The sequence below is a fragment of the Pseudomonas sp. NPDC008258 genome (genome assembly GCF_042956345.1).
Classification (GTDB): Bacteria; Pseudomonadota; Gammaproteobacteria; order Pseudomonadales; family Pseudomonadaceae; genus Aquipseudomonas.
The window spans coordinates 99,281-125,201 of the sequence record NZ_JBIBGE010000003.1 but is presented as its reverse complement, the minus strand read 5'-3'; the positions used below and the strand labels follow the sequence as shown (position 1 = coordinate 125,201).

At 62.6% G+C, this 25,921-nt stretch carries 23 protein-coding genes; 18 read left to right on the top strand and 5 right to left on the bottom strand.

Annotation, left to right across the window (positions count from 1 at the left end; translation table 11 throughout):
* Nucleotides 1-62 precede the first annotated feature (62 nt).
* The gene (locus ACFY9W_RS03455; protein ID WP_391125777.1) at nt 63-953 is read right to left on the bottom strand and encodes a universal stress protein; all 891 of its coding nucleotides are present in this window, start codon (nt 951-953) and stop codon (nt 63-65) included.
* 211 nt (nt 954-1,164) lie between these two features.
* Between ACFY9W_RS03455 and hisN the strand changes: the two genes are divergently transcribed.
* A complete protein-coding gene (hisN, locus tag ACFY9W_RS03450; protein ID WP_391125774.1) occupies nt 1,165-1,956 on the top strand; it encodes a histidinol-phosphatase in 792 nt (263 codons plus the stop codon).
* A gap of 213 nt (nt 1,957-2,169) precedes the next feature.
* The gene (locus ACFY9W_RS03445; RefSeq protein ID WP_391125771.1) at nt 2,170-2,901 is read left to right on the top strand and encodes a hypothetical protein; all 732 of its coding nucleotides are present in this window, start codon (nt 2,170-2,172) and stop codon (nt 2,899-2,901) included.
* Nucleotides 2,902-3,021: 120 nt separating this feature from the next.
* Here ACFY9W_RS03445 and ACFY9W_RS03440 read toward each other — a convergent pair whose 3' ends face one another.
* Complete coding sequence (locus tag ACFY9W_RS03440) at nt 3,022-3,906, bottom strand: alpha/beta fold hydrolase (RefSeq protein WP_391125768.1); 885 nt, start codon at nt 3,904-3,906, stop codon at nt 3,022-3,024.
* A 120-nt stretch (nt 3,907-4,026) separates the two neighbouring features.
* Nucleotides 4,027-5,007: a LysR family transcriptional regulator gene (locus ACFY9W_RS03435; protein WP_391125765.1), complete on the bottom strand. Its 981-nt coding sequence runs from the start codon at nt 5,005-5,007 to the stop codon at nt 4,027-4,029.
* A 361-nt stretch (nt 5,008-5,368) separates the two neighbouring features.
* Here ACFY9W_RS03435 and ACFY9W_RS03430 point away from each other — a divergent pair, with 361 nt between their 5' ends.
* The 15 genes from ACFY9W_RS03430 (at nt 5,369) to ACFY9W_RS03360 (ending at nt 22,376) form a co-directional block, all read left to right on the top strand.
* The gene (locus ACFY9W_RS03430) at nt 5,369-6,529 is read left to right on the top strand and encodes a betaine/proline/choline family ABC transporter ATP-binding protein (protein WP_391125762.1); all 1,161 of its coding nucleotides are present in this window, start codon (nt 5,369-5,371) and stop codon (nt 6,527-6,529) included.
* A gap of 43 nt (nt 6,530-6,572) precedes the next feature.
* Nucleotides 6,573-7,526 (top strand): glycine betaine/L-proline ABC transporter permease ProW, encoded by a 954-nt coding sequence (gene proW, locus ACFY9W_RS03425; protein WP_391125759.1) that lies wholly within the window; start codon nt 6,573-6,575, stop codon nt 7,524-7,526.
* Between the two features lie 70 nt (nt 7,527-7,596).
* A complete protein-coding gene (gene proX / locus ACFY9W_RS03420; RefSeq protein ID WP_391125756.1) occupies nt 7,597-8,625 on the top strand; it encodes a glycine betaine/L-proline ABC transporter substrate-binding protein ProX in 1,029 nt (342 codons plus the stop codon).
* 140 nt (nt 8,626-8,765) lie between these two features.
* Nucleotides 8,766-9,821, top strand: a complete 1,056-nt coding sequence (locus ACFY9W_RS03415) for a helix-turn-helix domain-containing protein (protein WP_391125753.1) — start codon at nt 8,766-8,768, stop codon at nt 9,819-9,821.
* Between the two features lie 362 nt (nt 9,822-10,183).
* Nucleotides 10,184-11,140 carry a helix-turn-helix domain-containing protein gene (locus ACFY9W_RS03410; RefSeq protein WP_391125750.1) on the top strand — a complete coding sequence of 319 codons (957 nt, stop codon included), beginning with the start codon at nt 10,184-10,186 and terminating at the stop codon, nt 11,138-11,140.
* 221 nt (nt 11,141-11,361) lie between these two features.
* Nucleotides 11,362-12,720 (top strand): benzoate 1,2-dioxygenase large subunit, encoded by a 1,359-nt coding sequence (gene benA / locus ACFY9W_RS03405; RefSeq protein WP_391125747.1) that lies wholly within the window; start codon nt 11,362-11,364, stop codon nt 12,718-12,720.
* Nucleotides 12,717-13,202, top strand: a complete 486-nt coding sequence (benB, locus tag ACFY9W_RS03400; protein ID WP_391125744.1) for a benzoate 1,2-dioxygenase small subunit — start codon at nt 12,717-12,719, stop codon at nt 13,200-13,202. Before benA ends, benB begins: the two co-directional genes overlap by 4 nt.
* A 72-nt stretch (nt 13,203-13,274) precedes the next feature.
* On the top strand, nt 13,275-14,285 hold the full coding sequence (gene benC, locus ACFY9W_RS03395) for a benzoate 1,2-dioxygenase electron transfer component BenC (RefSeq protein WP_391125741.1): 1,011 nt from the start codon (nt 13,275-13,277) through the stop codon (nt 14,283-14,285).
* 149 nt (nt 14,286-14,434) lie between these two features.
* Nucleotides 14,435-15,196: a 1,6-dihydroxycyclohexa-2,4-diene-1-carboxylate dehydrogenase gene (locus ACFY9W_RS03390; RefSeq protein WP_019096256.1), complete on the top strand. Its 762-nt coding sequence runs from the start codon at nt 14,435-14,437 to the stop codon at nt 15,194-15,196.
* A 57-nt stretch (nt 15,197-15,253) separates the two neighbouring features.
* Nucleotides 15,254-16,582 (top strand): MFS transporter, encoded by a 1,329-nt coding sequence (locus tag ACFY9W_RS03385; RefSeq protein ID WP_391125737.1) that lies wholly within the window; start codon nt 15,254-15,256, stop codon nt 16,580-16,582.
* A 56-nt stretch (nt 16,583-16,638) separates the two neighbouring features.
* Nucleotides 16,639-17,838, top strand: a complete 1,200-nt coding sequence (locus ACFY9W_RS03380; protein ID WP_391125734.1) for a benzoate/H(+) symporter BenE family transporter — start codon at nt 16,639-16,641, stop codon at nt 17,836-17,838.
* A 54-nt stretch (nt 17,839-17,892) separates the two neighbouring features.
* Nucleotides 17,893-19,143, top strand: coding sequence for an OprD family outer membrane porin (locus ACFY9W_RS03375; protein WP_391125731.1), 1,251 nt, complete (start codon nt 17,893-17,895; stop codon nt 19,141-19,143).
* Nucleotides 19,144-19,217: 74 nt separating this feature from the next.
* Entirely contained in the window at nt 19,218-20,282 is a 1,065-nt protein-coding gene (locus tag ACFY9W_RS03370; protein WP_391125728.1) for a metal-dependent hydrolase, read from the top strand.
* A gap of 101 nt (nt 20,283-20,383) precedes the next feature.
* Complete coding sequence (locus ACFY9W_RS03365; RefSeq protein ID WP_391125725.1) at nt 20,384-21,295, top strand: LysR substrate-binding domain-containing protein; 912 nt, start codon at nt 20,384-20,386, stop codon at nt 21,293-21,295.
* Between the two features lie 100 nt (nt 21,296-21,395).
* On the top strand, nt 21,396-22,376 hold the full coding sequence (locus ACFY9W_RS03360) for an MsnO8 family LLM class oxidoreductase (protein ID WP_391125722.1): 981 nt from the start codon (nt 21,396-21,398) through the stop codon (nt 22,374-22,376).
* 147 nt (nt 22,377-22,523) lie between these two features.
* Here the strand turns inward: ACFY9W_RS03360 and ACFY9W_RS03355 are convergent, their stop codons facing one another.
* On the bottom strand, nt 22,524-23,621 hold the full coding sequence (locus tag ACFY9W_RS03355; RefSeq protein WP_391125719.1) for an N-ethylmaleimide reductase: 1,098 nt from the start codon (nt 23,619-23,621) through the stop codon (nt 22,524-22,526).
* Nucleotides 23,622-23,836: 215 nt separating this feature from the next.
* On the bottom strand, nt 23,837-24,847 hold the full coding sequence (locus ACFY9W_RS03350) for an aldo/keto reductase (protein ID WP_391125716.1): 1,011 nt from the start codon (nt 24,845-24,847) through the stop codon (nt 23,837-23,839).
* Nucleotides 24,848-24,969: 122 nt separating this feature from the next.
* Between ACFY9W_RS03350 and ACFY9W_RS03345 the strand changes: the two genes are divergently transcribed.
* Nucleotides 24,970-25,800 carry an RHS repeat-associated core domain-containing protein gene (locus tag ACFY9W_RS03345; protein WP_391125713.1) on the top strand — a complete coding sequence of 277 codons (831 nt, stop codon included), beginning with the start codon at nt 24,970-24,972 and terminating at the stop codon, nt 25,798-25,800.
* The last annotated feature ends 121 nt before the right edge of the window (nt 25,801-25,921 follow it).

The following is a 25,921-nucleotide window of genomic DNA, read 5'->3' as shown; positions in this document are numbered from 1 at the left end:
CTGATAGGAAATCCTGTGGGAGCGGGCATGCCCGCGAAGAGGCCGGACCAGGTTACAGCCCCTCAGCGCACCGCCTTGATCGCCAGCACATTGCACAGCGGATGCTCCAGCACATGCGCCGTCGTTCCGCCAAGGTATGTCTGCATGGCGTCATGCCGATGGCTGCCCATCACGATCACATCCGCCCGGCTGTGGCCGACAAACTGGGCAATTGCCCTGATCGCGGCACCTTCAAGAAAGTGCCGGCGCTCCAAAGGGATCTGGTGGTGGTCACCCAGGCGGTTGAATGCGGCCCGCTGCGCGGTTCGCACGCTGCCATCGAAACCCGGCATGGTCACCGTGCCGGCGCCGAAATCGGCGATGTGGGTCTTGGCTGCATCGCACACATGCAGCAAGTGCAGTTCGGCGTCGCATTGCAGGGCCAGCGCATGCGCCGCCTGTATGACCTGCTCATCCAGGTGCTCGCCAGCTCCGTGGCTGTTCAGGTCCACCGCCGCGGCAATCTGCCGGGGCAGGGGCAGGCGGATGTCGCTGACCAGGTGCACGGCAACCGGGCTGTCCTTGAGCAACTGCCAGTCCAGTGGCGTGACCAACAGGCGCTTGAGCACCGGTTCATGCTGCACATCCTTGACCAGCAAGTCGCAGCCTTGCCGTTCGACCCGTTCCAGCACGCTGGCCAGCGGGTCGCGGATCAACAACAACTCGGTGGACACATCCAGGCCCGCATTGCCCAGTTGTTCGGCCTCATCCGCCAGCCACTGGCGGTTGTCACTGAGCAGCCGCTCACGCTCGCGGCCATCGCTCATCAAGCCAAAGGTGTCGACATCGTCGACGAACACATTGATATCCAGCAGTGCACCGCTGGATTCCGCCAGCGCCGCCGCGCGTTGCAGCGCTGGCGTATGGCGCATCTGCGGGCCGAGCATGACACACAAGCGCTTGAACTGGCTCATCTCACACCTCCACGTGTGGCAGCCCCCCGGGTAGCTGGTTCTGTTCAGTCTAGACCCGTGTGTACCCGATAAAACCGCTCACGCTGTTTTCACCTGGCGCCGGTATCATCGCCCCACTCTTTCAACCGTGTTCACCTTGAGCGCACGGCTGGCGCAGTGCGGGTTGTGGGGTATGATGCCGCCCTCCATCTTTGTCACGAGGCTTGTTGCAATGTCCCTGAGTGTTGAACAGATCGGCGAATTCCGCACCTTCGCCGAGCAGCTGGCCGATGCTGCCGCCGTGGCGATCAAACCGTACTTTCGTGCCAGCCTGGATGTCGAGGACAAGGGCGGGCGGCTTTACGACCCGGTGACCGTGGCCGACAAGGCGGCTGAAGATGCCATGCGCGAGCTGATCCAGGCCCGCTACCCCGAGCACGGCATTCTCGGTGAAGAAGCGGGAGTGGCCGTCGGTAGCAGCCCGCTCACCTGGGTGCTTGACCCGATCGACGGCACCCGTGCCTTCATTACCGGCCTGCCGCTGTGGGGCACACTGATTGCCTTGAACGACGGCGAACGCCCGGTGGTTGGCGTAATGAACCAGCCGTTCACCGGTGAACGCTTTGTAGGCACCCCTGAAGGCGCCTGGCGCAGCGGTACGCCGCTGAAAACCCGGGCCTGCGCCGACCTGGCTTCAGCCACGCTGATGTGCACCACGCCCGACATGTTCGACACTGCCGAGCGCAAGGCTGCGTTCGAGGCCGTTGCCGGGCAGGCACGCTTGATGCGTTATGGCGGTGATTGCTATGCCTATTGCATGCTGGCATCGGGGTTTGTCGACGTGATCGTCGAGGCGAGCCTGCAGCCGTATGACGTGCAGGCGCTGATGCCGATCATCGAAGGGGCGGGCGGGGTGATTACTGCGTGGGATGGCAGCAGTGCGCAGAATGGCGGCTGTGTAGTGGCCTGTGGTGACCCGGCGCTGCATGCGCAGGTGGTGGAAATGTTGCGTCACGCCATGTGACCTTGTGTTGCCTGGGCGGGCCTCTTCGCGGGCTTGCCCGCTCCCACAGATGCCAATTACTGTGCGGTCTCTGTGGGAGCGGGCGAGCCCGCGAAGAGGCCGGCACAGGTATCCAGAAACTCCAACCACCGCACTTTTTCCATTTTCCGGGCTCTATGCTTGGCCAGGCTGCACTGACCCCCAGCGCAGCCGCCGAATATCGACCCGGTGCCGATGGTTGCAAGCTACCCCCATTTCCTCCCCCGCCTGCTGCTGGCAGGCGCCCTCACATGCCTGTGCGCCTGCACTCAGGAGCAGGGCCGCGACATGCTCGACCAGTTCGGCAATGGCAAGCCCAGCGAACTGTTCCAGACCAGCGTCGACCGCCTGGCCACGCTGTCGATGCGCGACAACCTGCAAAGCCTGTATTTGCTGATGAACAAGCTGTACCTGCGCAACCCCAACCAGTGGAAGATGTCCGGTTATGTCGACGCCGCCACCGCCGAGCGGCAGATCCGCATGGCCATCGAACAGCGCCAACCACTGCCGCAACTGGGCAACCGACGCGACCTGGCTGCCTTGAGCTACGCCCTGAGCCCGGAGTTTCGTGGTGACCGCGTCGGTGCCTTTATCTATGCCATCGGCAGCATGCTGATTACCGCGCACGGCGGGCGTACCGAATTCTACATGACCGATACGATCGACCCGCTGTTCATCAACAACGCGGCGCGCAACATCGAAAAGGCCACCTGGATGTTGAGCCAGCGTCAGGACGCCAATGGCGTGTTGCTGCTGTTTTCCAACGAGATTTCGGAAGAGGGCAGCAACCTGAGCTTTGCCGTGGAGTTCGGCAAGATCGTGGCGCGCCTGGATTTGTTGGCAGAGCTGCTGGATGAGCGGTATCGGCGGATAGGCCTCAATTATGCCCAGAGTCTGCTGCTGATGAACTTCCTGCCCGTACAGTGAGGAGGGGCTGCTTCGCAGCCCAATCGCCGGCAAGCCAGCTCCCACACCGACCGCACAAATTTCAAGCCATGTGCAATTCCTGTGGGAGCTGGCTTGCCGGCGATGAGGCCAGTGAATGCTTCAGAGCAGCGCCTGTATTGCCCGTCGATAACGCTGCCCGGCCAGGCTCATGCTGTTGTTGTGGCTCGCCCCGGGCACCAGCAGCAATGTCTTGGGTTCCTGAGCGGCATCGAACAACTGCTGGCTGAAACGCGGCGGCACAAAGCGGTCATCCAGCCCATGCACCAGCAGCACGGGCAAGCTGACATCCTTGATCTTGCCCAGCGAGTCGAACTTCTGCGACATCAACCAACGCACCGGCAATGAAGTGTTGGCCACCGCTGCAGCGACATCGCCCAACGAGGTGAATGTCGACTCCAGTATCAGCCCACGTGCCGGCGCTGCCGTTCCGTTGTTGCGGGCCTCGGCGGCCAGCTCACTGGCCAGCTCCACCGCCACGGCGCCGCCCAGCGAATGACCAAAGATCAAGCGCTTGCCAGCATCGGGCTGCAGCTGTGCAAAGCGCTCCCAGGCGATGCGCGCATCTTCATAGACTGTGGCCTCCGAGGGCAGGCCGCCGCGGCTTTGGCCAAAGCCGCGGTAGTCCACAGCCAGAACCGAGTAGCCCATGGCATGCAGTTGCTCGATACGGAACAGCTGCCCGGTCAGGTTCCAGCGCACGCCATGCAGGTAGAGGATGGCCGGGGCATTGGCACGTTTGGCCGGCCACCACCAGGCGTGCAGGCTCTGGTTGGCGCTGAAGCTGCGCGGGCGCAGGTCAAGTTCCTGCACATCACCGGGCAGGCCACGGAACCAGCTGGCCTGGCCGGGTTCTACGCGGAACACCAGCTCGCGCTCCTTGTGCTGGAGGACGGCGCAGCTGGTGGGCAGGCCGATGACCAGCAGGGTGGCGCACAGCCAGGCGAGCCAGCGGCGGCGCAGGTGGGTGAGGAGGAGGGTGGGCATGTGGGCTTTTTAGCAGATGCAGCCAGCTTGATGTGGGAAAGTGGCCGAATGGCGGGGGTGGTTTGATAACAAGTTGTTTCTGGGTTTGGCCCCGACCAGCCCCGCACAGGCAATGCAGAATCATCGGTCGGCCAGCGATTCCAGCAATGGCCTGAACTCATCCAGCAACCAGTCGCGCAAGCGCCGGCAGCTGGACTCATGCTCCTTGTCCTCATTGAAGGCCAGGAAGTGGAAGGTGTCCTTGAGCACCAGTTCCTCTTCCACCGGCCTCACCAGCAACCCCTGAGCAACCAGCGGCGCCACCAGGTGGTGCCAGCCCAGCGCCACGCCCTGGTTACCCAAGGCCAGCTGCACCAGCAGATTGTAGTCGTTGGCATTGAAAAAATGCGGCGCCGTGTTGGCGCGGCTTTTCAGGTCGACATCGTGGAAGGCCAGCCACACGTTCCAGTCCACATGCTCGGCTACCTGCGAGCGGCCGTAGGGGCTCAGGTTCAACAAGGTGCCATCGCGCAAACCCGGCAGGGTGCGCACTTCCGGGTGCTGCGCGAGGTACTGCGGCGTGCACACCGGGTAGATCACGTCATGGTTGAGCGGGTGCGAGCTATAGCCCGCCTGCACCTTGCCCAGCTTGGTGATGTAGATGTCCGGGCGCACCCCCGGCTCCATCGACAGGAAGTTCTGCGTGGTCACCAGGTTGATGTCGATATCGGGGTTCTCGTCGAAGAACCTGGGCATGCGCGGGCCCATCCACAACGCCGCGAACGCCGGCGAACAGCACAGCGTGACCACGTGCTTGGTGTTGGTGTTGCTGCGTATGCGCTCGGCCGCCTGGGAAATGTTGACGAACGACAACTGCACCGCATCGAAGAAGATCGAGCCGGCCACGGTCAGCTCCACCGCACGCCCCACCCGGGTGAACAGCTCCGCGCCCAGGTAGGTCTCCAGCTCACGGATTTGCCGGCTGACGGCGGCCTGCGTCACGCACAGCGCCTCGGCAGCGCGGGTGAAGTTCTGGTACTTGGCGGCGGCCACGAAGACCTTGACCGCGCGCAGCGAGGGCATCTTGATCAGCGTCTGATCGGGTTCGGAGTGTTTGACCATGGGGCGGGGGCGAGGTCCTTCGTCTAGCCAATCGGCTCACTCTAGCCTGTTCCACGCCAACTGGTAAGGGCGCAGGGGCTCTGGGGCCGGCCTTGGGCGCCGATTGATAACTTCAGGTAATGGTTTGCGTGAAACAAATGTCGTTGGACCCTCTCTGGATCAAGGCCTAACGTTAAACCCACGGCGCGACATTCGAGACATCGAGGTCGAACAATTTTTTGAAGCAGGATTTTCTGCGTGCCGGTTTTGACTCACGTTCGAATTTGAACGGACTGCCAAGCGTACTCGCACTGATCTCTACCCGCCTTATTGAAAGTGCGATGTTGAAAGATTGGTTAATAAGCATAATAAAGAGGGTCGTATGAGCCATGCCGATGAGATTCTTTCGGTAAAAAATATCTTCAAGGTGTTCGGTCCCAACCCGAACATGGCCATGGAGATGCTCCGCAAGGGCGCCGACAAGAACGAAATCTTCAGCAAGACCGGCCACGTCGTCGGCGTGTTCGATGCAAGCTTTTCCGTCAAGCGTGGCGAGATCTTCGTCATCATGGGCCTTTCGGGCTCGGGCAAATCGACCATGGTGCGGTTGTTCAACCGCCTGATCGAACCTACCTCCGGCAGCATTCACCTCAACGGCAAGGAAATTACCGGGCTTTCCGACAAGGCCCTGCTGGACGTGCGCCGCAAGGAAATGGGCATGGTGTTCCAGTCGTTTGCCCTGATGCCGCACATGAGCGTGCTGGAAAATACCGCATTCGGCCTGGAAATCGCCGGCGTACCGGAAGGCGAACGCCACAGCCGTGCCCGTGAGGCGTTGAGCCAGGTGGGCCTGGCCGGTCATGAACACAGCTACCCGCATCAGCTCTCCGGGGGCATGCAGCAGCGTGTGGGCCTGGCCCGGGCGCTGGCCAACGACCCGGCGATCCTGTTGATGGACGAGGCGTTCTCCGCCCTGGACCCGCTGATCCGCAGCGAAATGCAAGGCGAGCTGATCCGCCTGCAGGCAGAGCAGCAGCGCACCATCATCTTCATCTCCCACGACATCGAAGAGGCCATCCGCATCGGGCACCGCATCGCGATCATGGAAGGCGGCCGCGTGGTGCAGATCGGCACCCCGCAAGAGCTGATCAACCAGCCGGCCAATGATTACGTGCGGACCTTCTTCAAGAGCTTCGACAGCTCGCGGGTGCTCAAGGCCGGCGATGTGGCCAGGTTCGACCCTGCGGTGGTGTGCAAGGTCAACGGCAAGGCGCCGAGCTTCCAGGCGGGCGTGCCATTCGGTTACCTGGTCGATGACCGTGGTCAGTTGCTGGGCGTGGTCGACACCGACGCCAGCGGTGCCACTGCCAGTGACCGCTACAGCCTGCATGAGCAGTGCCCGGTGTACACCGATACGCCGCTGCACGAGGTGCTGGGGATTGCGGCCGATTTGCCGTACCCGGTGCCGGTGCTCGACCGCCAGGGCGCCTTCAAGGGCACGCTGTCGAAAAACGAGCTGCTGCAGACCCTGAGCCGTCACTAAAACAAGAAGCGCCCGTAGCGTTTACTAGAAGAGGTAAGCCCTCATGTCCGAATTCAGCCTTCTTGACCCGTTCCAGGCGGCCACCATCCCCTTGGGTGACTGGGTCACCGCTACCCTGAATTTCCTGGTGCACAACTTCCGCGAGGTATTCCGCGCCATCCGCTGGCCGATCGACCAGGTACTCAACGGCATCGAGTTCACCCTGCAAAGCATTCCGCCCACCATCGGCATCATCCTGTCGTCGTTGCTGGGTTGCCAGTTGGCAGGCAAGCGCATGGCGTTGCTGTGCTTCGTCACGCTTACATTGCTCGGCCTGATCGGCGTGTGGTCAGAGTCGATGACCACCCTGGCGCTGGTGTTGACCTCGGTGTTCTTCTGCGCGGTCATCGGCATTCCACTGGGCATTCTCTGCGCCCGCAGCAACCGCCTGGAAAGCATCATTCGCCCCTTGCTCGATGCCATGCAGACCCTGCCGGCCTTCGTTTACCTGGTGCCGGTGGTGATGTTGTTCGGCATCGGCAACGTGCCTGGGGTGCTGGTGACCATTGTGTTTGCCTTGCCGCCGCTGGTACGCCTCACCAACCTGGGCATTCGCCAGGTGCCGGAAGACAAGATCGAAGCCGCCCGCGCCTTTGGCTGCACCCCACGGCAGATGCTGACCCGCGTGCAACTGCCGCTGGCCACTTCGACCATCATGGCCGGCCTCAACCAGACCCTGATGCTGTCGCTGTCGATGGTAGTGATCGCCTCGATGATTTCGGTCGGCGGCCTGGGCCAGATGGTGCTGCGTGGTATCGGCCGCCTGGACATGGGCCTGGCCACGGTCGGTGGTGTAGGGCTGGTGCTGCTGGCGATCTTCCTCGACCGCCTGACCCAGGCGATGGGCGCGCGCACCAGTGCCGACCCGAGCCTGCGCTGGTACCACACCGGCCCCGTAGGCGTGGTGCTGCGGCTTTGTGGTGCCACACAACCGCAAGGGCGGCGCAAGACCGCCTGAGCACAGCAAGACTTTTGAGACGTTCGATCTGCCGCACTTGAAGATAAAAATCAGAAAAAGGTAAGCGACGATGCACGAATCCAAGTTCACCCGCAGCATCCTTAAATGCGCCACCGCGCTGACCCTGGTGGCCGCAGCGCTGGGCGCACACGCCTCGGCGGAAAAGCCCGGTGACGGCGTAAAGGTAACGCCTATCTTCCCGTCCATCGCTGAAGAGCGCTTCCGTGGCGAGGTGGCCATGGAAGGGCTGCGCGAACTGGGCTACAAGGTCCAGGAGCCGAAAGAGACCGAGTACGGCGTAATGATGGTGGCGCTGGCCAACGGTGACGCCGACTTCACCGTGCACCTGTGGGACAAACTGCACAACCAGTTCTACCAGCAGGCCGGCGGTGACGACGTGATGGTCAAGACCGGCGACATTCTGCCGGGCGTAGCCCAGGGTTACCTGATCGACAAGAAAACCGCCGATCAGTACAACATCAAGTACATCACCGACCTTAAAAAGCCCGAGATCGCCAAGCTGTTCGATACCGACGGTGACGGCAAGGCCGACATGACCGGTTGCAACCCAGGCTGGGGTTGCGAGTTGGTGATCGCTCACCACATGAAGGCCTACGACCTGGACAAGACCATCACCGTCAACCAGGGTTCGTACTTCGCGTTGATGGCCGACACCATCGCCCGCTACAAGGAAGGCAAGCCGATCTTCTACTTCACCTGGGTGCCGCAGTGGATCGCCAGCGTGCTGGTTGAAGGCAAGGATGTGGTCTGGCTGGAAGTGCCGAAGACCGACCTGCCAGACGGCAAGAATGACGTCGATACCATGTACCACGGCAAGAATCTTGGCTTTGCCATCGACAAGGTGGTGGCCGTGCTGAACAAGGACTTTGCCGAGGAGAACCCGGCGGCGCTGAAGTTCCTGTCGCTGGTGCAGATCAGCACCGACGACGAGAGCAACCAGAACCTGAAGATGCAGCAGGGTGAGAAGAAGCCTGCCGACATCACCCGCCATGCCAAGGAATGGGTTGCCGCCCACCGCCAGCAGTTTGACCAGTGGCTGCAAGCCTCGCGCGATGCTGCGGCCCAGGCCGGTAAGTAACCTGATCCATCAGCGTTGGCTTTTTCGCGGGCTCGCCCGCTCCCACAGGTCCGCCACAGGTTCCGAAAACTGTGCAATGCCTGTGGGAGCGGGCAAGCCCGCGAAGCAGCCAACGCGATTTCCGCTGTTGAGTTAACGCCATGAGCCACTTCGAAAGCATCCTCAAGAACACCAACCTGGCCCACCTGGACCCCGCCATCCGCACCACACTGTCAATGCCCTGCCAACGCGTGGCCTTCGTCCTGCGCGAGCATTTCTCGATGATGGCCTTCACCGCCGCCATGGATAGCCTGGTTACCGCCAACCTGATGAGCGCCACGCCGCTGTTCCAGATTCAGGTGGTAGGCGAGGGCGAGCAGGTGATGAGCGACCTTGGCATCGCCTTGCCGGTCAATACCCAACTCGCCGACCTGGAAATTCAAGGCCTGGACTGCCTGCTGGTATGCGGCGGCTTTCGGGTACGTCTGGAGACTGCGCCGCAACTGCGCGCCAAGCTGCGCCAGGCGGACCAGCACGGTAGCCAGCTGGGCGGTTTGTGGAACGGTGCCTACTTCCTTGCCGAAGCCGGCTTGCTCAACGACCACGACTGCGCCTTCCACCCCGATGGCCGGGCGATGATGAACGAATTGTTCCCCAAGGTGCGCATCAGCCGCCAGGCTCATGTGCTGGACCGCCGCCGCATGAGCTGCGCCGGGGCCAGCAGCGCGCTGGACATGATGCTGGCCTTGCTTGAACACTGCGGCGGTGTACCGCTGCGCCGGGCGGTGGAACAGATGCTGGCCTGTGACCGCTCGCGGGTAATGAGCGACGCACCGGCCAGCGCACCGGAAATAGACCCCAGCCTGCCCAAGGGCGTGCGCCTGGCACTGGAGCTGATGCACGCCAACATCGAAGACCCTATCGGCATCGATGAAATCGCCGAGCACGCGGGCTTGTCCCGTCGGCACCTGGAGCGGTTGTTCCGCCGCCATGTGCAGGCCACGCCGCCGCGGTACTATCTGGAGCTGCGCCTGACCCATGCGCGGCAGTTGTTGCAGCACACCAGCAAGTCGCTGACCGAAGTGGCGGTGGCCAGCGGGTTTGTCAGCTTTCCGCATTTCTATCGGCGCTTTCGCGAGCTGTTTGCCATTGCCCCACGCCAGTACCGGGCGCGGAGCCAAGGGTGGGCAGGGCGGCAGGATGTGGCTGTGCACTGAGTGGCTTTCTGCCTGTACCGGCCTTTTCGCGGGCACGCCCGCTCCCACAGGGTTTTGCACCAGTATTGAGGGCGAAGGTAAACCTGTGGGAGCGGGCGTGCCCGCGAATAGGCCAGTACAGGTAAACACTGTTCGGTAATCGAACGCAGACCGCCCCCGACCTGTCCGCTATCCGCCCAACCAAAGCCATCGCCGCATTGCCCAACCCCCGCCTTTTTGCTTAAGTGTGCCTATCCACCGGTTGTCGCCTGCCCCCGCGACCCGCAACCGGCCCGATAAAATGACCGTGACGACCGCAACCACAGCCCCCAAGGCCGTAGGAAGCGGCGACCAGAACAATAACGATACCGAGTGCCTTGCCTATGGAAAGCCGCCTGCTGAGCGAGCGCAGTAGCGTGTTTCATCACGCCGACCCTTATGCTGTGTCCGACTATGTGAACCAGCACGTAGGCCAGCATTGCATCGGCCTGTCCCGAACCACCCACCCCCAGGCCAGCCTCAGCCATCGCAAATTCGCCGAACTCGATCTGTGCCGCATCAGCTATGGCGGGAGCGTGCGCGTTACCTCGCCGGCGCTGGAAACCATCTACCACCTGCAAGTACTGCTCAACGGCAACTGCCTGTGGCGCGGGCACAAGCGCGAGCAACACCTGGTGCCGGGCGAGCTGTTGCTGATCAACCCGGACGACCCGGTTGACCTGACGTATTCGGAAGACTGCGAAAAATTCATCCTCAAGGTGCCCACCCGGCTGCTGGATTCGATCTGCGACGAACAACGCTGGCACCGACCAGAAGGCGGCGTGCGGTTCTTGCGCAACCATTACCGCCTGGATGAACTGGACGGCTTCGTGAACCTGCTGGCCATGGTTTGCCACGAAGCGGAAGTGAGCGATTCGCTGCCGCGGGTGCAGGGGCACTACAGCCAGATTGTGGCCAGCAAGCTGCTGACCCTGATGAGCACCAATATCCGCCGCGAAAGCCTGGGCTCGCCAGGCGCCAGCCTTGAGCGGATCATCGACCACATCGACCGCAACCTGAAAGTTGAACTGACCGCCGAAGCACTGGCAGAGCAGGCGTGCATGAGCCTGCGTTCGTTGTATGCCTTGTTTGACCGGCACTTGCAGACCACGCCGAAGCACTATGTTCGCCAGCGCAAGCTGGAGCAGGTGCATGCCTGCCTGAGCGATGCCAGTTGTTCGGTACGCAGCGTGACCGAGCTGGCGATGGACTATGGTTTTCTGCACCTGGGAAGGTTCTCCGAGGTGTATCGGCAGCAGTTTGGCGAGTTACCTTCGGAAACGTTGCGCAAACGGCGCTGAACAGCACCGGCCTCTTCGCGGGCGCGCCCGCTCCCACAGGAATTCCTGACCTTTGAGGGATACACAGTCCCTGTGGGAGCGGGCGTGCCCGCGAAGAGGCCCTTGAGTCTGTTGGATCACCCTGCACAAAACGGATAGCACCCCGCACAAACCGGATATTCCCGCCCCGTACCAATCCCTAACCTGACCTGGTCTGAACAATAACAATGGAGACCCTGGCCATGTCCCTGGGATTCGACTACCTCAATGCCATGCTCGAGGACGACCGTGAAAAGGGCATCTACCGCTGCAAGCGCGAGATGTTCACCGACCCACGCCTGTTCGACCTGGAGATGAAACACATCTTCGAGGGCAACTGGATCTACCTGGCTCACGAAAGCCAGATCCCCGAGAAAAACGACTTCCTCACCCTGACCATGGGGCGCCAGCCGATTTTCATCGCGCGCAACAAGGACGGTGAGCTCAATGCCTTCCTCAACGCCTGCAGCCACCGCGGCGCCATGCTGTGCCGGCACAAGCGCGGCAACCGCTCCAGCTACACCTGCCCGTTCCACGGCTGGACCTTCAACAACAGCGGCAAGCTGCTGAAAGTGAAAGACCCAAGCAACGCCGGCTACCCCGACAGCTTCAATTGCGATGGCTCCCACGACCTGACCAAGGTCGCACGCTTCGAGTCGTACCGTGGCTTCCTGTTCGGCAGCCTGAACGCCGACGTCAAGCCGTTGGTCGAGCACCTGGGCGAGTCGGCCAAGATCATCGACATGATCGTCGACCAGTCGCCAGAAGGCCTGGAAGTGCTGCGCGGTGCCAGCTCGTACATCTACGAAGGCAACTGGAAGCTCACCGCCGAAAACGGCGCCGATGGCTACCACGTCAGCTCCGTGCACTGGAACTACGCCGCCACCCAGAACCAGCGCAAACAGCGTGAGGCCGGTGACGAGATCAAGACCATGAGCGCTGGCTCCTGGGCCAAGCAGGGCGGTGGCTTCTACTCCTTCGACCACGGCCACCTGCTGCTGTGGACCCGCTGGGCCAACCCCGAAGACCGCCCGGCCTACGAGCGCCGCGACCAGCTGGCCGCCGACTTCGGCCAGGCCCGTGCCGACTGGATGATCGAGAACTCGCGCAACCTGTGCCTGTACCCGAACGTGTACCTGATGGACCAGTTCAGCTCGCAGATCCGCGTTGCCCGGCCGATTTCGGTGAACAAGACCGAGATCACCATCTACTGCATCGCGCCGAAAGGCGAGAGCCCCGATGCCCGCGCCAAGCGCATCCGCCAGTATGAAGACTTCTTCAACGTCAGCGGCATGGCCACCCCCGACGACCTGGAAGAGTTCCGCTCGTGCCAGACCGGCTACGGCGGCGGCACTGGCTGGAACGACATGTCCCGTGGCGCGAAGCACTGGGTTGAAGGCGCCGATGAAGCGGCTAAAGAGATCGAGCTGCATCCGCTGCTGTCTGGCGTGCGCACCGAGGACGAAGGCCTGTTCGTGCTGCAGCACAAGTACTGGCAGGACACCATGATCCAGGCCCTCAAGGACGAGCAGCAACTGATCCCTGTGGAGGCCGTGCAATGAGCCTGTATGAAACCGTGCGCGACTTCCTTTACCGCGAAGCGCGTTACCTGGACGATGCCCAGTGGGACCAGTGGCTGGAGCTGTACGCCAGCGACGCCAGCTTCTGGATGCCGAGCTGGGACGATGACGACACCCTCACCGAAGACCCACAAAGCGAAATTTCGCTGATCTGGTACGGCAACCGTGGTGGCCTGGAAGACCGCATATTCCGCATCAAGACCGAGCGCTCCAGTGCGACCGTGCCGGATACCCGCACCTCGCACAACATCAGCAACATCGAGATCGTCGAGCAGGGCGAGGGCAGCTGCCAGGTGCGCTTCAACTGGCACACCCTGAGCTTTCGCTACAAGACCACCGACAGCTACTTCGGCACCAGTTTCTACACCCTCGACCTGCGCGGCGGGCAGCCGCTGATCAAGGCCAAGAAGGTGGTGTTGAAGAACGACTACGTGCGCCAGGTCATCGACATCTACCACATCTGATACAGGGTTTTGCGAGCATTGCCCGGTGCGTCCTGCGACGCGCCGTGGGCCGGCTCGCCCGCGAGGTGCAACATGAGCTACCAGATCGCACTGAATTTCGAAGACGGGGTTACCCGCTTCATTGAAGCCACCGGCCACGAAACCGTGGCCGACGCAGCCTATCGCCAAGGCATCAACATCCCGCTGGACTGCCGCGATGGCGCCTGCGGTACCTGCAAGTGCAAGGCCGAATCCGGGCGTTACGACCTGGGTGACAACTTCATCGAAGACGCCCTGAACGAAGACGAAATTGCCGAAGGCTACGTACTGACCTGCCAGATGCGCGCCGAAAGCGACTGTGTCATCCGCATTCCGGCGTCGTCGCAGCTGTGCAAAACCGAACAGGCCAGTTTCGAGGCTGCCATCAGCGATGTTCGCCAGCTGTCTGCCAGCACCATTGCCCTGTCTATCAAGGGCGAAGCCCTCAGCCGCCTGGCGTTCCTGCCGGGGCAGTACGTGAACCTGAAGGTACCGGGCAGCGAGCAGAGCCGTGCCTATTCGTTCAGTTCGTTGCAGAAGGACGGTGAAGTCAGCTTCCTGATCCGTAACGTGCCGGGCGGGCTGATGAGCAGCTTCCTGACCAACCTGGCCAAGGCCGGGGACAGCATGAGCCTGGCCGGGCCGTTGGGCAGCTTCTACCTGCGGCCGATTCAGCGCCCGCTGTTGCTGCTGGCGGGCGGTACCGGCCTGGCACCGTTCACCGCAATGCTGGAAAAGATCGCCGAGCAGGGCAGTGAACACCCGCTGCACCTGATCTATGGCGTGACCAACGACTTCGACCTGGTTGAACTGGATCGCCTGCAGGCGCTGGCTGCACGCATTCCCAACTTCACCTACAGCGCCTGCGTGGCCAACCCGGATAGCGAGTACCCGCAGAAGGGTTACGTAACCCAGCACATCGAGCCACGCCACCTCAACGACGGCGATGTGGACGTGTACCTGTGCGGCCCGCCGCCGATGGTCGAGGCGGTGAGCCAGTACGTGCGTGAGCAAGGCATTACCCCGGTCAACTTCTACTACGAGAAGTTTGCGGCAGCAGCCTGACAGCCTCCTTTTATTCCAAGCATTACGCCGACCCTGTGGGAGCGGGCATGCCCGCGAAGAGGCCAGCAGGTTCAACAACTTTGTCTGGTCGGACGCATTCGCGGGCATGCCCGCTCCCACAGGGATTGTGGCGAACCGGAGAGATGGATATGAACAACAGATTCCAAGGCAAGGTTGCCCTGGTCACCGGTGCCGCCCAAGGCATCGGCCGGGGCGTGTGCTGGCGGCTGAAGGCTGAAGGCGCGCAAGTGGTGGCGGTAGACCGTTCCGAACTGGTTCACGAACTGGCCGGCGAGGGCATGCTCACCCTCACCGCCGACCTGGAACAACACGCCGACTGCGCCCGGGTAATGGCCAGTGCCGTAGAAACCTTCGGCCGCCTCGACATCCTGGTCAACAACGTCGGCGGCACTATCTGGGCCAAGCCCTTCGAACACTACGAAGTGGAGCAGATCGAAGCCGAAGTGCGCCGCTCGCTGTTCCCCACCCTGTGGTGCTGCCACGCCGCACTGCCGTACATGCTCGAACGGGGCAGCGGTGCCATCGTCAACGTTTCGTCCATCGCCACGCGCGGCGTCAACCGGGTGCCCTACGGTGCGGCCAAAGGTGGGGTGAATGCGCTCACCGCCTGCCTGGCGTTTGAAACCGCTGGCCGTGGCATCCGCGTCAACGCCACCGCGCCCGGCGGCACCGAAGCGCCACCCCGGCGTGTGCCGCGCAACAGTGCCGAGCAGAGTGAGCAGGAAAAACACTGGTACCAGCAGATCGTCGACCAGACCCTCGACAGCAGCCTGATGCACCGCTACGGCAGCATCGATGAGCAGGTGGGCGCGATTCTGTTCCTGGCCTCGGACGAAGCCTCGTACATCACTGGCGTGACCCTGCCGGTAGGGGGCGGCGACCTCGGCTGAGCAGCAACCTCAAGGCAACAGCTTTCACTCACAACAAAAACAAGAGCGACAGATGCCATGCGAACCCTTGACGTACACCCGATCATCGATAATGCGCGCTTTACCTCGTTCCACTGGATGGTCATGGCCTGGTGTGGCCTGCTGCTGATCTTCGACGGCTACGACCTGTTCATCTACGGCGTGGTACTGCCGGTCATCATGAAAGAGTGGGGCCTGACCCCGTTGCAGGCCGGCGCACTGGGCAGCTACGCGCTGTTCGGCATGATGTTCGGTGCCCTGGCATTTGGCAGCCTGGCCGACCGCATCGGGCGCAAGAAGGGCATTGCCATCTGTTTCGCCTTGTTCTCGGGGGCGACCATTCTCAATGGCTTTGCCAGCAGCCCCAGCGAGTTCGGCATCTACCGCTTCATCGCCGGCCTGGGCTGCGGCGGGCTGATGCCCAACGCCGTGGCGCTGATGAACGAATACGCGCCCAAGCGCCTGCGCAGCACGCTGGTGGCAATCATGTTCAGCGGCTATTCACTGGGCGGCATGCTGTCGGCGGGCGTTGGCATCTTCATGCTGCCACGGTTTGGCTGGGAGTCGATGTTCTTCGTCGCAGCTGTACCCCTGCTGCTGTTACCGGTGATTCTCTACTACCTGCCAGAATCCATCGGCTTCCTGGTGCGCCAGGGGCGTACGGATGAAGCGCGCACGCTGCTCAAGCGGCTGGACCCGGACTGCGACGTGCAGGCCGACGACGTGTTGCAGGCTGCGGACCGTAAAGCGAGCGGGGCATCGGTACTGGAGCTGTTCCGCAACGGCCTGGCCATTCGTACCCTGGCGCTGTGGCTGGCGTTCTTCTGCTGCCTGCTGATGGTGTATGCGCTCAGCTCATGGCTGCCGAAACTGATGGCCAATGCCGGTTACAGCCTGGGTTCCAGCCTGTCGTTCCTGCTTGCGTTGAACTTTGGCGGCATGGCAGGGGCGATTCTCGGCGGCTGGCTGGGCGACCGTTACAACCTGGTCAAGGTCAAGGTTGCGTTTTTCATCGCTGCCGCGTTGTCGATCAGCCTGCTGGGCGTCAACAGCCCGATGCCGGTGCTGTACCTGCTGATCTTCATCGCCGGTGCTACCACCATCGGCACGCAGATCCTGCTGTATGCCGGCGCCGCCCAGTTGTACGGGCTGTCGGTGCGCTCCACCGGGCTTGGCTGGGCCTCTGGTATCGGCCGCAACGGTGCCATCGTCGGCCCCTTGCTGGGCGGGGCGCTGATGGGCATCAACCTGCCGCTGCAACTCAACTTCATCGCCTTCGCCATACCTGGCGCAATTGCTGCGCTGGCCATGGCTGTGCACCTGGCCAGCGGCCGTCGGCAAGCCCAGGCCGTGGCGGCGCAGGCCTGACCCGAAAAGAACCAGAGCCGGGCACCCAGCCCGGCCAATGCCTTGCCAGAGGTGCCATGAAAACCCTGATCAAGGACAGCTCGCTGTCCGCCATCGTCGCCGGCTGCATTGCCACGATGATCTCCTACGCCGGCCCGCTGGTGATCATCTTCCACGCGGCCGAAGCCGCCGGCTTGTCGCACCAGCAGTTGTCGTCCTGGGTCTGGGCCGTGTCCATGGGCAGTGCCGTGCTCGGCGCGCTGCTCAGCTTGCGCTACCGGGTGCCTGTGGTGATCGCCTGGTCGATTCCAGGTTCCGCGTTGCTGGTCAGCGCCTTGCCGCAGCTCGGCCTGGAGCAGGCCGTGGGGGCTTACCTGGTGGCCAATCTGGTGCTGCTGATGATCGGCATCAGCGGCGCCTTCGACCGCATTATTGCGCGCTTGCCGGGGTCCATCGCTGCCGGCATGCAGGCCGGCATCCTGTTCAGTTTCGGTATCGAAGTGTTTCGCGCCCTGCCAGTGCAGCCGGTGCTGGTACTGGCGATGTTCATTACCTACGTGCTGATGCGCCGGCTACAACCACGCTATGCAGTGGCTGCCGTGCTGTGCGTGGGCACGCTGGTGACCGTCGCCAGCGGTGCGCTGCGCAGCGAGGCACTGGTGCTGGAGCTGGCTTCACCGCAGTGGGTCACCCCGCAGTTCAGCCTGCAGGCGGTGTTCAGCCTGGCGCTACCGATGGTGCTGGTGGCGCTGACCGGGCAATTCATGCCGGGCATGGCGGTGCTGCGTAATGCGGGCTACCCCACGCCAGCGAGCCCGCTGATCAGTGCCAGTGCCCTGGCCGGTGCGCTTCTGGCGCCGTTTGGCTGCCACGGGCTGAACCTGGCGGCAGTCACCGCCAGCCTGTGCACGGGCCCCGAGGCTCATGAAAACCCACGGCGGCGCTATGTGGCAGCCGTAGCTGGTAGCGCGCTGTACCTGCTGCTGGGGATTGCTGGTGCCACGTTGATGTCGCTGTTCGCGGCGTTTCCGGCCGCGCTTGTTGCTGCCCTGGCCGGGCTGGCCCTGTATGGCGCCATCAGCGAAGCCCTGGCGCGCAGCCTGGCCGAACCGGCCGAGCGTGATGCAGGCCTGTTCACCTTCCTGGTCACCGCTTCGGGGGTGGCCTTCCTGGGCCTGTCGGCGGCGTTCTGGGGGCTGTTGTTCGGCCTGCTGGCCCATGCGCTGCTCAGGCTGCGCCAGCCACGTGCCCGGGAGGTGCTGCGCCGTACCCCATGAGCTGCCGTGTTCCCAACGCTTTACCCATAAAAACAAGATCAAGAGAGCTTCGGAATGAAACACACCCCTTGCGTTGCCCTGGGGCTGACTTTGCTCAGCCAACCTTTACTGGCCGCCGAAGGTGGCTTCTTCGAGGATTCGAAGGCTACCCTGAGTGCCCGTAACTATTACTTCAGCCGCGATTTCTCCGACATTGTCGGGGCCAACAAGCAGTCCAAGGCCGAGGAGTGGGCCCAGGGTTTCATCCTCGACTTCAAGAGTGGCTACACCCCGGGTACGGTCGGCTTTGGTGTCGATGCCCTCGGCCTGCTGGGTATCAAGCTGGACAGCAGCCCCGACCGCGCTAACACCGGCCTGCTGCCAGTGCATGGCGACGGCCGGGCTGCCGACGAGTACAGCCGCCTGGCACCTACCTTCAAGGCCCGCTTGTCGAAGACCGAACTGCGCGTCGGTGAGCTGCAACCGAACCTTCCGGTGCTGACCTTCAGTGACATCCGCCTGCTGCCGCCGACCTATCAGGGCGCGAGCCTGAGTTCGTCGGAAATCGACGGGCTGACCGTGCAGGCCGGGCATTTGAAAAGTACCCACCTGCGCAACGAAGGCGGCGACGGCAAGATGAACGCCATGCTCGGCCATGTGCCGATGCGTCAGGCCGAGAGTGATGCCTTCAACTACGTGGGCGGGGACTATGCGTTCAATGCCAACCAGAGCAGCGTCAGCCTGTGGTATGGGCAGCTGGAGGATATCTACGAGCAGGGCTTTGTCGGCTTCAAGCACAGCAAACCAGTGGGTGACTGGGTGCTCAGCGCAAACCTGGGTTATTTCACCGCCCGGGAGGATGGCGATGCGCTGTTGGGCAATATCGACAACCAGGCGTTCTTCTCGATGTTCACTGCGCGCCATGGCGGGCACAGCTTCCATGTCGGCTACCAGGGCATCTACGGCGACAGCCCGTTCCCACGTGTGTTCGCCAATATCTCGCCGCTGGGCAACGAGGTGCCGACCTATGAGTTCGCCTACACCGACGAGCGCTCGTATCAGGTGCGTTACGACTACAACTTCGCCGCCATGGGGGTACCGGGGCTGACGGCGACCGTGCGCTACATAACGGGTAACAATGTCGATACCGGGCTGGGTTACGAAGGGCGTGACCGGGAACGTGACCTGGATATTGGTTACGCGGTGCAGAGCGGGGTGCTGAAGGGACTGGGGATTCGGGTACGGAATGCGATGGCGAGGTCCAACTACCGCAGCGACATCGACGAGAACCGTTTGACGCTGGTGTACACCTGGCAGCTGTTCTGACGCCTGTACAGCAATTGCACTTCAGGGCCGTATGAAGGTAGCTTCCGGAAACCACATTTTCAGGAATGCCACCCTTGGACTCCATCACTCAGGCCGTACTCGGCGCAGCCCTGCAAGGTACCGTGCTTGGTCGCATTCAGGGCCGTCGCGCCTTGTTGTATGGCGCGGCACTGGGCACGCTGCCCGACCTGGATGTGATCATCCGCTACGCCGACCCGGTGTCGCAGATGACCTACCATCGCGGCTTCTCACACTCGCTGTTCGTGCTCACCGGGCTGGCCTTGCTGCTGGCCTGGTTGGTCAACAAATGCTGGCCTGGCAAGGGTTACACCTTGCCGAGGCTGTTCATGGCGTTCTGGCTGGTGCTGGTTACCCACCCTTTGCTCGATGCGTTCACGGTCTATGGCACGCAGTTGTTCTGGCCTTTGCAGAGTATTCCGCAAAGCTGGGCAGCGGTGTTCATCATCGACCCGGTCTACACCTTGCCGCTGCTTGCAGCGGTGGCCTACACGAGCATCAAGGGCGTAACCGGCAGGGCTACACGGCTGCTGACCCTGGCCTTGGCGTTCAGCACCTGCTACCTGGGTTTCGGGCTGGCCGGGCGCATGGCGGCAGAGCAACGTTTCCAGGCGGCGCTCGACCAGCAAGGCATTGTGGCCAGCGAGGTCCGTGCCGTGCCGCTCGCGTTCAACAGCCTGGTCTGGCGGGTATTGGCCAAGACCCCGGATGGCGATTACTACGAAGGCATCAGCAGCGGGTTTGACCGGCAAGCGCCAGAAATGCAGCGCTTGCCGCGTAATCTGGCGTTGGCAAAGGTGCTGGAAGGTGTCCCTTTGCACCAGCGCCTGCGCTGGTTTACCGATGACTGGCTGCGCTATGACCAGGTGGGCGATGCGCTGGTGGTCACCGACCTGCGCATGGGCATCCCCGGCAACTACACCTTCCGTTTCAACATGGCCCATCGCGACAGCCAGGGGCACTGGATTACCGATGTGCCTTCGCGATGGCAGGGGAGTGGGCCCGGGTCGATGTTCAATGGGGATGACCTGCTGTTGATCTGGCGGCGCATCGTCGAGCAACAGCCGCCCTTGCCACTGGCTGCCTGGACCGACCGGTACATGGGTGCCCGCCAGCACTGAAACAGGCAACAGGGCTGGTATGGGGCTGCACAGCAGCCCCGCTTGCAATCGCCAATTTCATACCCATCTACAGCGGTCACCTTGCACCCAGGAACCGAGCCATGGAACCCAACCGCTTCGGCGACATCGCCGCCTTCGTCAGTGCCGTCAAGGCCGGTAGCTTCACCGCTGCCGCCGCCAGCCTGGGCCTAACCCGTTCGGCGGTTGGCAAGAGCATTGCCCGCCTGGAAGCGCGCATGGCCGTGCGCCTGCTCAACCGCACCACGCGCAAACTGAGCCTGACCGACGAAGGCCTGGTGGCATTCGAGCGCTGGCGGCAGATTCTGGACGACCTCGACGAGGTCGAAAGCACCATGGCCCAGCGCCGGGGCAAACCCACCGGCACCCTGCGCCTGACTGCGCCGCTGTCACTGGGCCAGCGCCATGTGCTGCCCATCCTCGACCAATACCTCAAGCAGTGGCCCGAATTGCGCGCAGACATCCGCTTCACCGACCGCTTCGTCGACCTGGTCGAGGAGGGCGTCGACGTTGCCGTGCGCATCGGTGCACCCAAAGAGGATTCACAGCTGCTGACACGCACCGTGGCCTGGCAGCAGTTCGTCACCTGTGCTTCACCCGCGTACCTCGAGGCGCGTGGCGTGCCGCAGGTGCCAGGTGACCTCTACGGCCACGATAAAATCGCCTTCCTCGCCGGCGAGAAGGCCATGCCCTGGCGCTTTCGCACCGAAGCCGGCCTGCACCTGTGCGAAGACCCCGGGCGTTTGAACATCGACAGCTCCGAAGCCATGCTCGACGGCGCCCGCGCAGGCTTCGGGCTGATTCACCTGCCCACCTACATTACCGGTGACGACTTGCGCGCCGGCACCCTGGTGGAAGTGCTGCAAGCCTACCGGCCACCGGCAGACCCGATTCGCATCGTGTACCCGAGCAAACGCCACCTGTCCCCGCGGGTGCGTGGGTTCATCGACCTGCTGGTGGCCAGTTGGGAATCGGGCGTGCCCTGGGAATCCTGATTGGGGACTGTCAGGCCCCTATGCCGGGCCTGAAACCGGGTTTATCACTGGCGGCGCAGCAGGGAAACTGGCAGCCACTGATAATCCCTCTGGAGACCCCATGACTGCACTGTCCGTACTGGATCTGGTCATGATCGGTGAAGGCAAGACCTTCGCCGACGCGATCGAAGAATCTCGCCAACTCGCCCGCCATGTCGAGCAACAGCAATACAGCCGCTACTGGATTGCCGAGCACCACGACATGCCCGGGATCGGCTCGGCGGCTACCTCGCTGGTCATCAACGAAATCGCCAACGCCACCCGGCATATCCGCGTGGGTGCCGGCGGCATCATGCTGCCCAACCACGCGCCGCTGGTGGTGGCCGAACAGTTCGGTACCCTCGACACCCTGCACCCGGGCCGCATCGACCTGGGCCTTGGCCGTGCACCCGGTACCTCCGGGCCGACCGTGCGTGCCTTGCGAGGGGCTGCCCCGGAGCGCGACTTCAGCCAGGACATTGCTGAACTGCGCGATTACCTGGCCGACAACGGCAACCGCCGGGTGCGGGGTGTGCCGGGCGCGCACGATGTACCGGTGTGGATACTCGGTTCCAGCCTGTTCGGCGCCGACCTGGCGGCGAAGCTGGGGCTGCCATATGCCTTTGCCTCGCACTTTGCCCCGCGTTACCTGCTGCAGGCCATTGCCCATTACCGGGCCAATTTCCAGCCCTCGGCGCAACTGGCCAAGCCCTACGTGATGGTAGGCATGAACCTGTTCGCCGCCGCCAGCGATGCCGAGGCAGATTACCTGGCCAGTTCCCATCGCAAGTGGATGCTGGACCTGCATGTCGGGCGTTTCGGCTTGTTGCCAAAACCGCAGGAAGGTTACGTGGACAGCCTGCCAGCGCATGAGCGGGCGGTGCTTGAGCAAGTGATGGCCTGCACGGTGGCGGGTGGGCCGCACCGGGTCAGGGAAGGCCTGCGCTCGTTGATCGAACAAACGGGGGCGGATGAGCTGATGATCGACTGCCGCATCCATGACCCGCTGGCGCGGCAGCGGTCGCATGCCTATGCGGCGCAGGCCTTGGCTGAACTGGGTTAACGCTACCGGCCTCTTCGCGGCTGAAGCCGCTCCCACACGTATTGTGCATGCCTGGCGGTAAGCACTGCCGCTGTGGGAGCGGGTTCACCCGCGAAGGGGTGGTACAGGCATAAAAAAACGGGAGCCCTCAGAGCTCCCGTTTTCGCATCAAGCGCGCTTGAGGAACGGGTAATCCGTATACCCCTCAGGCCCATTGGCATAATCGAACTGCGCCCGGTGCTCGTTCAACGGCGCCTGCAACCGCAGCCGCTCCACCAGGTCCGGGTTGGCAATGAAGCTGCGCCCGAACGCCACGGCGTCGATCAGCCCACGCCCGATCAGGTCTTCGCCCTTCTCGGCGGTGTAAGCCCCTGCCGCGATGATCACACCCGGATAAGCGGCGCGGATGGCTTCGCGGAACTCATCACGCAGCGGCTTGCCACCGGCCCAGTCCGGCTCGGACAGGTGTAGGTAGGCCAGGTTGCGCTTGGCAAGTTCGCGGATCAGGTACAAGCCGGCAGCTTCCTGGTCCTCGCCATTATCCACACCGTTGAAGCCGCCTAACGGGAATACACGGATACCCACGCGTTCGGCACTCCAGTTGGCAATCGCCGCGTCCACGGCTTCAAGCACGATGCGCGCCCGGTTCTCGATGCTGCCGCCGTAGCGGTCTTCACGCACGTTGGCGCTCGGGGTCAGGAACTGGTGCAGCAAGTAGCCGTGGGCGGCGTGCAGCTCGATGAAGTCGAAGCCGGCTTCACGGGCGTTGACGGCTGCCTGGCCGAAGTCGGCAACGATACCGGCGATTTCCGCTTCGCTCAGTGCACGTGGTGTGGAGGTTTCTACACGTACCAGGTTGCCGCCCTCGTCACGCAGGGTAGTACGGGCACCCGCTGGCAGCGCCGAGGGCGCAACGGGTGCGTCTCCACCAGGTTGCAAGGTGGTGTGAGAGACGCGACCGGTGTGCCACACCTGCACGGCACTGTGGCCACCTTCGGCGTGGATGCCTTCGTTGATGTGCTTCCAGGCGGCGATCTGCTCGGGGCTGTGAATGCCGGGCGAGCCGGAGTAGCCCTTGGCCTGTAACGAGATCTGCGTGGCTTCGGTGATGATCAGGCCAGCGCTGGCACGTTGGCGGTAGTACTCGGCCATCATTGTGGTCGGCACGTCGCCCGGCTCCAGGCTGCGCAGGCGGGTGAGGGGGGCCATGAACACGCGGTTGGGCAGGGTGAGCGGACCGACTTGCAGGGGTTGGAAGAGTTTCATTGCAGCTCCAGAGGTGGAAAACCAATGGTGCGCACGATACCGACATGATTGGGGAAAGGGGGGACCGGGAGCCCGGCGCCGGGCTCCCCAATGGTGCTTTGCTGTGCCGGCCCTTTCGCGGGCTCGCCCGCTCCCACAGGATCTCCACTGCCTCAGGGCTTGTGCTGTACCTGTGGGAGCGGGCAAGCCCGCGAAAGGGCCGGATCAGGAAACGCTTAGCTGCGGGCCACCCGCCCACTCACATAGTGCGCCACATCATTGAACCCTGGTGTCGACGCATGCCCCGGTGTCACCAGGGAGTCGATGAACGCCTCATCCTCCGCGGTGATCTTCACCGCCAAGGCGCCACCATAGGTGTCCCACTGCTCCTCGGTCCGCGGCCCAACGATCGCCGAAGTGACCAGCTGGTTGTTCAGCACCCAGGCAATGGCAAATTCGACGATGCCCACACCCTTGGCTTCCACATAGGCCTGGATCTGCCGGGCGATGGCCAACGACTCCTGGCGCCACTCCACCTCCATGATGCGCTTGTCCTGGCGCCCTGCACGGCTGGCGGCATCGGGCACGGCCCCCGGCGCATACTTGCCACTGAGCACGCCACGGGCCAGTGGGCTGAAGGGCACCACGCCAAGCCCGTGTGCAGCGGCAGCAGTGAGCTGCTCCGGCTCGGCCTGGCGGTTGACGATGTTGTACAAAGGCTGGCTTACCACCGGCCTGGGCACGCCCAGGCGCTCGGCAATGTGGCACACCTGGGCAATGCGCCAGCCGCGGAAGTTGGACACGCCCCAGTAACGGATCTTGCCTTGGCGCAGCAGGTCGCCAATGGCCTGCACGGTCTCCTCCAGCGGCACTTTGTGGTCTTCGCGGTGAAGGTAGTAGATGTCCAGATAGTCCATGCCCATGCGGGTCAGCGTGGCTTCCAGGGCATTGAAGATATGCTTGCGCGACAACCCGCTGCGGTTGGGCAGGCCATCGGCCGGGCCAAAGCCGACCTTGCTGGCAACGACCCAGTCCTGACGATGGCGGGCCACCGCTTCACCGACGATTTCTTCCGAGCGGCCAGCGTTGTACACGTCGGCCGTGTCGATGAAGTTGATGCCTTGGTCCCAGGCTTTGTCGATGATGCGCAAGGCGTCTTCGGTGCTGGTCTGCTCGCCAAACATCATGCTGCCCAGGGTAAGGGCGGAAACCTGCAGGCCACTGTGGCCGAGGGGGCGGTAGATCATGCGCGTGAGTCCTTGTACGGTCGGCTGTTCCACCTGTTTTACACATAACCGGGGCACTTTGAAAGGCAGCCTGATGATAACCGCGTCGCTGCTCGGACTGTGCCTCTGCGTACCAATAACCTGTGAACTCTGCGAGTTCCTTTCATGCGATCAGCTGGCTAGTTTCAAGCGAGGTTAATAGCGAGGAAAGCGAAGTGACTACGTCAAACTCAAGCAACCGCTGCTACGGCCCCCAAGGCGTATTGGCTGCGTATACACCTTACGGATTGAGCGCATGCAGTTCAGGATGCAACGTTCTAGGGTACATCGGGCAGCGTCTGGACCAGTGGGTGGAGGGTTATCACCTTGGGCAGGGGAGGCGTCTCTATAGTCCGGCGCGCGGCACCTTCTGCAGCCCGGATCCGTTGAGCCCATTCGGTAAAGGTGGAGTCAATGCGTATGCTTACTGTGGAGGCGACCCCGTCAACTTCACAGACCCTACCGGTCTTTCTCGGACATGGGGCCGAATACGCCCGCCAGATTCCAGCCCCAGACGTCGAGCTTCCGCCCCCTTAAAGGCGACGCCTGTTCAAAAACATGGCAAACGTCGCCATAGCCTTCCCTGGCAGTGGAAAAACAATCAAGAACTACCTGGTTATACTGAAGCAACGCAGCATATCGATCAGCGCCAGCTTGACGCGGTGCGGTACAGCCCTGAAACACAGCGTGACAAGGTTATACCGACCTACAATCAGAGCACAGATCCAAGGGGATTGGCAGCTCAAACATTTGCAGATGACCATTCCGCAAGAAACCCTGAAAGGAGTGGAATCCCTGCACCCCTGAACACTGCGCGGCGTCAGCCTCCAACGCTCAAACAATGGGCGGTTCGCGTTGCAGCAGGGGTTATCTTGGTAGGCCTGGTAGTCGGACCAATACTCGCCAGCCAAATCCGTGGAGGTGGTCAAGCGTGAAAGAACAAGAGCCGCAATCAGACTGTGTAAAACACACTGATAGGCCTTAGACCAAACGCACCGACTTGTTCGGGGCGACGAAAAATCCTCCGTATCTTTCGATACGGAGCATTCTCTTGAA